The sequence below is a fragment of the Nocardia brasiliensis genome (assembly GCF_011801125.1).
GTDB lineage: Bacteria > Actinomycetota > Actinomycetes > Mycobacteriales > Mycobacteriaceae > Nocardia > Nocardia brasiliensis_C.
Map to the genome: position 1 here is coordinate 4356348 of NZ_CP046171.1, position 9407 is coordinate 4365754.

At 68.2% G+C, this 9407-nt stretch carries 6 protein-coding genes; 2 read left to right on the plus strand and 4 right to left on the minus strand.

What is annotated here, in order from left to right:
- Window positions 1–16: 16 nt before the first annotated feature.
- Together F5X71_RS19645 and F5X71_RS19650 are read right to left on the minus strand one after the other, a co-directional pair.
- Entirely contained in the window at window positions 17–1363 is a 1347-nt protein-coding gene (locus F5X71_RS19645; protein WP_167463360.1) for a MupA/Atu3671 family FMN-dependent luciferase-like monooxygenase, read from the minus strand.
- Window positions 1360–3057, minus strand: coding sequence for a fatty acyl-AMP ligase (locus tag F5X71_RS19650; protein ID WP_167463361.1), 1698 nt, complete (start codon window positions 3055–3057; stop codon window positions 1360–1362). Before F5X71_RS19650 ends, F5X71_RS19645 begins: the two co-directional genes overlap by 4 nt.
- A 771-nt stretch (window positions 3058–3828) precedes the next feature.
- Between F5X71_RS19650 and F5X71_RS19655 the strand changes: the two genes are divergently transcribed.
- Window positions 3829–6681 (plus strand): hypothetical protein, encoded by a 2853-nt coding sequence (locus F5X71_RS19655; protein ID WP_167463362.1) that lies wholly within the window; start codon window positions 3829–3831, stop codon window positions 6679–6681.
- Between the two features lie 24 nt (window positions 6682–6705).
- Here F5X71_RS19655 and F5X71_RS19660 read toward each other — a convergent pair whose 3' ends face one another.
- Complete coding sequence (locus F5X71_RS19660) at window positions 6706–7662, minus strand: GlxA family transcriptional regulator (RefSeq protein WP_167463363.1); 957 nt, start codon at window positions 7660–7662, stop codon at window positions 6706–6708.
- 94 nt (window positions 7663–7756) lie between these two features.
- Between F5X71_RS19660 and F5X71_RS19665 the strand changes: the two genes are divergently transcribed.
- Window positions 7757–8404, plus strand: coding sequence for an HD domain-containing protein (locus F5X71_RS19665; RefSeq protein ID WP_238815334.1), 648 nt, complete (start codon window positions 7757–7759; stop codon window positions 8402–8404).
- Window positions 8405–8469: 65 nt separating this feature from the next.
- Here the strand turns inward: F5X71_RS19665 and F5X71_RS19670 are convergent, their stop codons facing one another.
- Complete coding sequence (locus F5X71_RS19670) at window positions 8470–9156, minus strand: class I SAM-dependent methyltransferase (RefSeq protein ID WP_167466580.1); 687 nt, start codon at window positions 9154–9156, stop codon at window positions 8470–8472.
- Between the last annotated feature and the right edge of the window lie 251 nt (window positions 9157–9407).

Genomic DNA, 9407 nt, shown 5'->3' on the forward strand with positions numbered 1-9407 from the left:
CCTGAAGATATGCAGCTCAAAGCGAACGCGCGTGGTGCGCGAGAGTGGCCAGCGACTCGAGACCGGTGCGCACGCTCGATTCGGCGACACCGAAGTCGATGAGGCAGGCGATCTCGTCGGCGCCCGCGCGGTACAGGCGCTCCACCATCGGCAACGCCGTCTCGGGCGTGCCGAACAGCCCGTTGGTGCGGTAGTACCGCTCGAAGGCGAAGTCCAGCACCTTGTCTCGCGTTCGATCGTCCAACTCGTCGAGGGCCTGCGCGCCGCGCCGCCACAGGTCGACGGAGTCGGCGAGGTAGTTCTTGAACGGACCGTGCACGGTCTCGCGCACGATCGCGTCGTCGTCGCCGACGAAGGTGTGCAGCATGACCGTGACCCGTCCGCCCGCGGCGTCGTGGCCGTGCCGGGCGCGCGCCTTGCGATAGGCGGTGATCTTGTCCGCCAGCTCGTCGACGTCCTGAAAGAGCAGGGCGGTCAGCACATTCGCGCCGAGCTCGCCCGCCATCTCGAAGCGCTGCACGCCTCCGCTACAGGTCACCCAGGTGGTCAGGTCGGGCTGGATCGGGGTGGGAAAGATGCGCACGGAACGCGATTCACCCACACCGTTGAGCAGCGCGATGGACTCACCGCGCCACAGCTGCCGCACGGTCTGGATGCCCGAGCGCATCACGTCCACCCGGTCGCGGTAGTGATCCGGCGCCAGCACGAAATCGTCGGGGTTCCAACCGGTGGCGAACGCGACATCGACTCGGCCGTCGGACAGGTTGTCGACCACCGACCAGTCCTCGGCGACGCGCACCGGATTGTGCAGCGGCAGTACAACACTGCCCGCCCGCAGCCGCACCCGATCCGTGATCGGGGCGAGCGCCGCCGCCAGCACCGCCGGATTCGGATACAGGCCGCCGAACTTGTGAAAGTGCCGTTCCGGCAACCAGATCGAGGAGAAACCGTGGGTATCGGCGAAGCGGGCGCTGTCGAGCAGCAGTTGATAGCGCTGCGCACTGCGGTGCTGAGCGTCACTGGCGAAGAAGAACAGACCGAACTCGATCGCCGCGCTGACCCGGCACTCCGGCACCGACGTGGCCACCGCGGTGGCGACGGCACCGGCGCACGCGCCCGCGTCGCCGTGCTCGACCACCTGGGCCACCAGATCCGCGATGCACATGTCGCCGTAGATGTCTTCGGCGGAGACCTCGACGCCGTACCGGTCCTCGAGGATCGTCAACAGCTCCGCGGCCTTGATCGAGTCGAGACCGAGCGCCGTCAGCGGTGTCCGCGGGTCTGGCTGCTCGAGTCCCAGGCGCTGCCTCGCCCAGCCCAGAAAGAAGGTCGTGGGGTCCGCATCGCCCTGCGGCTCGGTCATATGGCGCTCGCTCCGATCTTGTTGGCGTACAGGTGACGAAGATGCGATCGGCGAATCTTGCCGCTGGTCGTTTTCAGGACTTGACCCTTGTCGACGAAGATCACGCGATACAGCGCCACGGCGTGGTCCCGGCTGACCGCGGACCTGATCGATTGTTCGAGCGCGGCGACCGTGTCCTCGGCCAGTTCGTCGTCGAGTTCCTGCACGACGATCAGCCGCTCTTCACCGTCCACCTCGGTCGACAGCGCGGCGCAGCCGCCACGACGCAATCGCGGGTGCGTTGATTCGATACTCCACTCGATGTCCTGCGGGAATAGATTGCGCCCGTTGATGATCATCACTTCTTTGAGACGGCCGCAGACGAACAGGTGACCGTCGGCCAGGAAGCCGAGATCGCCGGTGCGCAGATATAGTGCGGTACCTTCGCCGGTGATTTCCGCGGCGAAAGTCCGCGCACTCTCCTCGGCTTTGTTCCAGTAGCCCGCGGTCACACTTTCTCCGGACAGCCATATTTCACCGACCCGGCCGGGCTCGGCACGCCGCAGCGTTTCCGGATCGATCACGGCCGCCGTCGCGGCTGCCACCGGTCCGAGATCGACGAGTTCTCGGCCGTCCGGTCGCGCCACGGCGAAACCCTGTTCCAATTCCTCGCTCGCGAACGAGCGCGTGCGCAGACCCGAACCGATGGGACCGCCGCTGACGTAGAGGGTCGCCTCGGCCAATCCGTAACCGGGAAAGAAACTCTCCGGGCGAAATCCGCTCCGCGCGAATTTCTCGGCGAACTTGCGCAGGATGATCGGATTGACCGGCTCAGCGCCGACAAACGCGACGTCCCAGTGCGACAGATCCAACTCCTCGGCCGCCGCGTCCGAAACGCGCTCGGTGCAGATGCCGAACGCCAGATTCGGCCCGCCCGCGGTGGTATTCACGGTCGCGGCCACCTCGCGCAGCCAGATCATCGGATTACGCAGAAACGTGAACGGCGCCATCAGGGTTGCCGGGTACCCGACATAAAGGGGCGAAAGGATTCCCAGCACCAAACCCATATCGTGCGACGGGGGCAACCAGTGCACCGCCGAGCTCTGCTCGCTGTGCCCGAAGGCGTGCCGCTGGCATTCCAGGTTGTGCATGAGGTTGCGGTGGCGCACCACGACGCCCTTCGGGCTGCCGGTGGACCCGGAGGTGTATTGCAGATGCGCCACGTCCTCGCCGGTGGGCAACGCGGCGTCGAGCAGTGCACGGGAGTTGCCGGTCTCGATCGCGGTGCTGTCGAGGATCTGCTCGGCGGGCCAGCCGAGCAGCTCACGGGCCACCGCGGCGGCCGAGCTCGGCGCGATGACGGCCACCGCGCCACTGTCGCGGGCGATCGCGGCCACGGTATCGGAATGGCGCTGGGCGGTGGGCACGTACAGCGGCACGGCGACGCGACGGCTGAGCAGACAGGCGAAGTACGCGTGCACCATGTCCAGCCCCGGCGGGCACAGCAGCAGGACGCGATCGCCCGGCGCACTGATTTCCCGCAACCGGATCGCCATGCCGATCACACGATCCAGCAGCTGCCCGTAATTCTCGACCTCGCGGTCTCCGTGCGCGCCGAGAAACGTGTAGCCGACTCGCTCCGATTCTTCTACGCCGCGACGCACCAAGATATCCGCCAGGGTCGACGGACCCACCGACATTTGTTCAGAACCCAACGACCTTCGACCTCCCGAGTCAGCTACAGCCACACTGGACGAACGATATTCAGGCCTGCCGAAACCACTCCCGGCACCGAGTACGGACACGCTGCGCGCGCAGCACATCCTTACACAGTTTCGATCGGCCGATCGGCGCGCTGAGCCGTACCCGCCTCGAACACCGAGCCGGGCCGGTCAGCCGCCGAATGTCGCCATCACCGACGGCGAAAGGTACTACACCACCGCTGGTTACACACGCTGCGCGCACTCGCCTCGGTTCAGTCGAGAGTTCCGGGACCAATTCGTCAGTGGGACGGGGGGTCGTATCGGACTGACGCGTATCACTGATCTCCTTCCAGGGCGAAGCGCAACGGCAGCGGTCGAGTGTTCCTCCTAGTTCGTTACCGCCCGTGTCCCGGATGGGTAAGAGGTTCCGGACAATTCCATCGCGGCACCGACCCGGCCGTGCAGCACCACACGACGGAGAAAATGTCTCGCCATACCGAACGTGTCGCGATCGTTGTTATCCGATCGTGTCCGCCGAAACGTACCGGTCGATCGGTGGGCTTCCCGCGCGCCGAAGGTCCGAACGCGGCGACGGCGACGCCACGCCGCGCACGCGCGAGGACGGCGCCGTCGGTACACCCGGTCGCCCAGCCCCGCACGATACTGGGATGCATCGCGCGGGTCGGCGCCCCATTGCCCGCACAGAATCCGCTCGCACCTCGTGCACACCGAGTTGTGTTCGTAATCAATTGCTTCGGCCTTCCCGGGTTTACCATCACAACCGTGGGGAGACGGCTTGCGCTTGTTATCGGCTCCGAATGCGATGCGCTCCCCCGCCTGGAATTTCCGCCGCGCCTCGCCACGGAAGTCGCTGCGGTCCTTGCCGATTCGGGCCGGTGGCGACCCGCCCTGCCCGGCGGTGCGACGCTGATCGATCCGACCGTTCGGGATCTGCACTCGGCATTGCGGTCGGCATTCGCGGCCGCGGCACGCCAGCAGGCGACACTGCTGCTGTGGTTTATCGGGCACGGACTCAGCAGCAATGGCGACTATTACTTCCTGGCCCGTGACTCGCTCGAATCGGACGCGGCCGGCGCGCCGATGCTGGACTCGCAGTACGCCGTCAACCTCGCTCAGACCCTCAAGGAACGGATCAGCGGGGTGTCCGGGGTGGACGGACTCGTGGTCGTGGTGGACACCTGCGCGGCGGCCCCGGTCGGCGATGCGGGGGCACGCAGTTGGCCCGCGCTGGTCCGCCAGACATCCGGCCGCGTAGACCTGCTGGTGGCCAGCGACGAGGGCAACGCCTACGACGGCTGCTTCACCGAAACCCTACTGGCGACCTTCCGCAGCGGCATACCGGCCAGCGGCGAGAACCTGCTCGCCGCGGATCTGCTCGCGCCGGTCGCGCACGCGTGCAGTCGGCAGCAGCCCCAGCATTTCTCGTTCGCCGCCGGGTCGCCCGCCGCGGGCGCCGACCACGGATTGTGGTTGGTACCCAACGTGAGCCGGGCCCGCGACGCCGTCCGCGAGCGCCCCGACGCGGGCACCGTCGACGAGCTCGTGCGCGGACTACAGGTCACCAAGACGCTGCGCGGCCAGGTGAACACCGTGGCCGAGCACGGGCACGAGCGGCTGCGTATGATCCTCGGGCCGGGTGGCAGCGGCAAGTCCACCGCGGTCGCCCTGCTGGTCCGCCCCGACCTGCTCGGCCTCGAAACCGCGCTCAGCGCAGCGCATATCGGCGCGGCCGTGTTCCTGACCGGCACCAGCACGCTGCGGTCGGTGTCGGACGAACTCGCCGTCCAGCTCGAACGCCGGATCGCAGTGCTGGTCGCGGCGGGCGAACTCGAACCCGCCCAGGGCTCCCCACCTGCCCGTGCCGAGTATCCCAAGATAACCGCCGGATTGGCGCGGACGCTCACGACGTTGGGTGAGACAGGACGCACCACCACGCTCGTCCTCGATGGCCTCGACCTGCCGACCGAGCACGGTCACCGCGACGAACTCTGGTCCGCGATCGAAACATTGACCGGCCATGCCGACTTCGCACACGTCCGGGTGATCGGCACCGCCCGCACCGATGACGACGCCCCCGCACCGCCACCGGCCCTGCGTATGCGGCGCTTCGTACTCCCCATGCCCGAGGTCGACGACGTCGGCAACTACCTGCTCCAGCACGCGCGCGACGAGCACGAGCGGCCGTGGCCGAGAGAGCGCGTCACCCGCGCGCTCACCGCCGTCGACGTTTCCCTCCGGGCCGACGCCCCCTGGCCGCATCGGCCGTGGCGCGCGGTGGGTGGCTGGCTGCACGCCCGCTTGATCCTGCAGGTCGACCGCTATCTCGTGGCGGCCGACTTCGCGGCCGGTCTGCCGGTCGCCACCCTGGTCCGGCACCGGCTCGGCCACGCGCAGTGGTCGTTGACCGGGGCCCGTGCCGACGCGCTCGGGCTGCTGGTCACCGTGGTGGTCGCCGCCGAGACCGGGCCGGTACTCCCGATCGACGTGATCCGGTTGGCCCTGCACGATCTCGGCGCGCGCACCATCGACGACACGCACATCCGGGACCTGGCGGTCAGCCTCGGAGCACTGATCGCCCGGCGGCGCCCCGGGTCCGACGGCGAACACCTCGGAGTGGCCCATACCGCGTTGAAAGCTCCACTGCGCAAGGCGAATACGCGCAAGGACATCTCAATTGTGCGGGCGCACCGGGCGATCCTCGCCGCACTCGCGCGCAGCGGCACCGCCCAGGCCGCCGCGTATCGGGAGGTCGCGGCCATCCGGCACCATCTCGGCGCGGGCGACCCGGTCGGCGCGGTCGGCGCGCTGTACGCGTTGCCCTCGGTGTCGCGGGCGCGGCGGATCGAGTTGTGGGAGGCGTGGCTACCCAACTTCACCGCGCGCCTCGGACCCGAGCACCCCGAGACACGGCGCGTGCGCGACACCATCGCTCAGTGGCGCAACCCACCGGACCTACCCGCGGACGATGGCGGACGTCGGGTGCCACGAACCTTGATCGGTGCGCTCATCCTCGCCCTCGTGCTCGCCTTGGGTGGCACCTGTGCGCGTCCGGCCCCACCGCCCGCCGAGATCGTCGCCACCGACACGGTCCTGTCCACCACCGCACCGCCGGAATCGGCCACCCCGGAGCCCGAACAGATTCCGCCGCTCCCCGAGCCGACGCCGACCCGCGCCGGGCAGCCACGGTCGAATGTCCCGCCCACGCCCACCACCGCACCGACCACCGGCCTGCCCGACTCCGCCGAGGTCACCACGAAGGTCATCCCGATACCACTCGTCACCTCGACCACCAAGCCGAAGCCGCCGTGCACCCCGTACAACACCGCCGTCTACTACAACGCCACCCAGGTCGGGAAGGCGATCAAGCAGTACATCTATTTCGCCTACATGGAGTGCGACAACCTCACCGAGGTGAAGCTCGAAGACGGGACGGGCGGTAAGGCGTTCACCATCCTCGACGGGAAATGCCCACCGCCGCAAGGAAAGACCGACTGCCTTCTACGGGTGGCGTTCCATCCCCCCGCCGTCGGCCCGTTCGACGCCACGATCAAGATAAATCAGAAGGACGCGAGCCCGCGCCTGAAGATCACGCTGTACGGCAGCGGGACGCCCTGACATTACGCGCGAACTGCTGAGCGCTCACGGCGTCCGTGTGCGGGTGGTGGTGAAACGGCGTTTGAAGTCGGTGGGCGTGACGCCCAGGTGGCGGGCGAAGGCGCGACGCAGGGTCTCGTCGCTGCCGAGGCCGCTGTGCCGGGCGGCGGCGGTGATGGTGTGCCCTTCGAGCAGCAATTGCTTGGCGCGGTCGAGGCGGGCGCGTTCGATCCAGCGGGCGGGAGTGGTGCCCAGCTCGGCATGGAACAACCGCGTGAGCTGCCGGGTACTCACCGCGACGGCGGCGGCGATGGTGTCGATGGAGTGGTCCGCCGCGGGGTCGGCCAGGACGGCGTCGAGGGCGCCGCGCAGCGCCTCGGTGCGCGGGCGCGGGGTGGCCACGGCCGCGGAGAACTGCGACTGCCCGCCCGGCCGTTGCAGGAACACGACCAGTTCACGCGCGATCGCACGCGCGACGTCGGGTCCGTGATCGTGTTCGACGAGCGCGAGCGCCATGTCGATGCCCGCGCTGATACCGGCCGAGGTCAGGTAGCGGCCGTCCCGGACGTGCAGTGCGTCGGGCACGACCTCGATGCGCGGATAGCGGCGCGCGAGGACGGCGGCCTGCCGCCAGTGCGTGGTGGCGCGGCACCCGTCCAGCAGGCCGAGCTCGGCCAGCACGAACGCGCCGGTGCACACCGCGGCGACCCGCGTCGCGGTCGCGGCGAGAGTGGCTGTGGCGCGCAGTATTTCCGCATCGATCGGTGCGTCGGCGAAGCTGCCGGCACCCGGCACGATGAGGGTGTCGACCGCCCCCACCGCGCCGACGGCGGTCGTGGCCAGCGCGATGCGCGCGGAGCTGGCAACCAGGCCGCCGTGCGCGGAGATCAGCACCGATTCGTAGCGCGGGTCCACGTCGGCGGTGTGCAGGACCTCGACCGGCCCCGCGACGTCGAGCAGGGTGACCTGGTCGAAGACGAGGACGCCGACCCGATGCGTCATGTCCGAATCTGTGGTTCGGCTGTCCCGAATGACATGGCGGCAGTGTAGCGCGACGCGGCATCGTGAGGTGCGCACGAGACGAGGAGGTACCGCAGTGACCACGGACTTCGATGCGGGCACGGTGACCGCGATCGAGTTGCCCACCGTCGAGACGGCAACGGCACGCGCCGCGCGGGAGGTGGCGCGGCAGTACTGCACGCCGTCGCTGTTCCATCATTGCGCGCGATCGTTCGTCTGGGCGGCGTTGCTCGCGCAGGCCGAATCCATCACGATCGACGCCGAGTTGCTCTATGTGGCCGCGATGTTCCACGACATCGGGCTGGTACCCGAATTCGACAGCCACACCGTGGATTTCGAGGACGCGGGCGGACATGTCGCCGCCGTGTTCGCCGCGGGCGCCGGCTGGCAGGCCCGGCGCGGGCAACGGCTGCACGAGATCATCGTGCGCCACATGTGGGACCACGTCGACGTGGCACTGGATCCCGAAGGACACCTGCTCGCCCGCTCGACGGGGCTCGATATCACCGGACGCGACGCCGAGCTGATCCCGCCCGCGGTGCGCGCGCTGGTCACGACGCGCTGGCCCAGACTGGAGCTGGCCGACGAATTCACCGCCTGCTTCGACCGTCAGGCCGCACGAAAGCCGCACAGCTCGGCCGCGGCGGCCATGCGAAACGGGTTGGCGCGCAAGCTGTCCGACAACCCGCTCGGCCGGGTGTCCGGAGCGCCGGGCGCGCGCTGACCGAGGGCCCCGACCACCGGTCGGGGCCCTCGCCCTACGCGCCGATCACCGGCAGCCGCGCCGGGTCACCGCCGTTTGACCTCCAGCAGCCAGACCGGCAGCAGCATGCCGTCCTCGCCCTCGAACTCCGGGAACAGCTCGCTCCCGAGCAGATCCCAAAATGCTTGCGGCGGTTTGAGAGCGGAAATCTTGTCCCGCCGCAGCTCGAGAATCTCCCAGGTCGGCGCGCAGAACACCGACCGATATTCCGCCTCGCCGAGGGTGTACGGGGCATAGGTCTCGCTGCCCGGTGATTTGGCGAAGCAGAACTGAATCAACCGGCCACCCGGCCGCAGAACGCGCGCGAGCGCTTCCCAATGCGCCTTGCGCTGTTGCTCATCGAGACAGTGCACGAGCGCGCTGCTCACGACCGTGTCGAACGAGGCCTCGTACCCGTCGAGCACGGTCACGTCGGCCACCTCGAACGTGGCGGCCACATCGCGCTCGGCCGCCAGGTCGCGAGCCTTGCCGATGACCGTCGGCGAGATGTCGACGCCCGTCACCCGATAGCCGAGTCCGGCCAGATAGACCGCGGTATCGCCACGGCCGCAACCGACGTCGAGCACGTCACCCCGCACGTGCCCGGCACGCTCGAGCTCGACGAGAATCGGTTGCGGCCGGTCGATCTCCCACGGCATCTTCGCCATGACAACGCCGGGGCCGAGCACCCCGGTGGAGTAGGCCTCCTCGAAATCAACCTTTGTCGGATCCATAGCCAGTTTTGCGTTACCTTCGGTCACGACGACCACCCCTTCACCTAGTTACGAATTCAACACCCGAACCCTATCCAGACGGCCGTGTTTCCGAATGCGACTACTGCGGACTATGTCACGTCGCGAAAATTGGGTGCGCCAATTCGTCACTACACGAAACATCAAGTGGCACAGATCATCTGCGCTTCCACCTGCATATTCATCCAGCGGGGTTGACAAAGTGTGATTCAGCTGCACCCTTTTCGCGAGCA

Excerpts from the sequence above, each read along its gene's own strand:
- F5X71_RS19645 (WP_167463360.1), bottom strand. The coding sequence starts at position 1,363 with ATGACCGAGCCGCAGGGCGATGCGGACCCCACGACCTTCTTTCTGGGC.
- F5X71_RS19660 (WP_167463363.1), bottom strand. The coding sequence starts at position 7,662 with ATGACGCATCGGGTCGGCGTCCTCGTCTTCGACCAGGTCACCCTGCTC.
- F5X71_RS19670 (WP_167466580.1), bottom strand. The coding sequence starts at position 9,156 with ATGGATCCGACAAAGGTTGATTTCGAGGAGGCCTACTCCACCGGGGTG.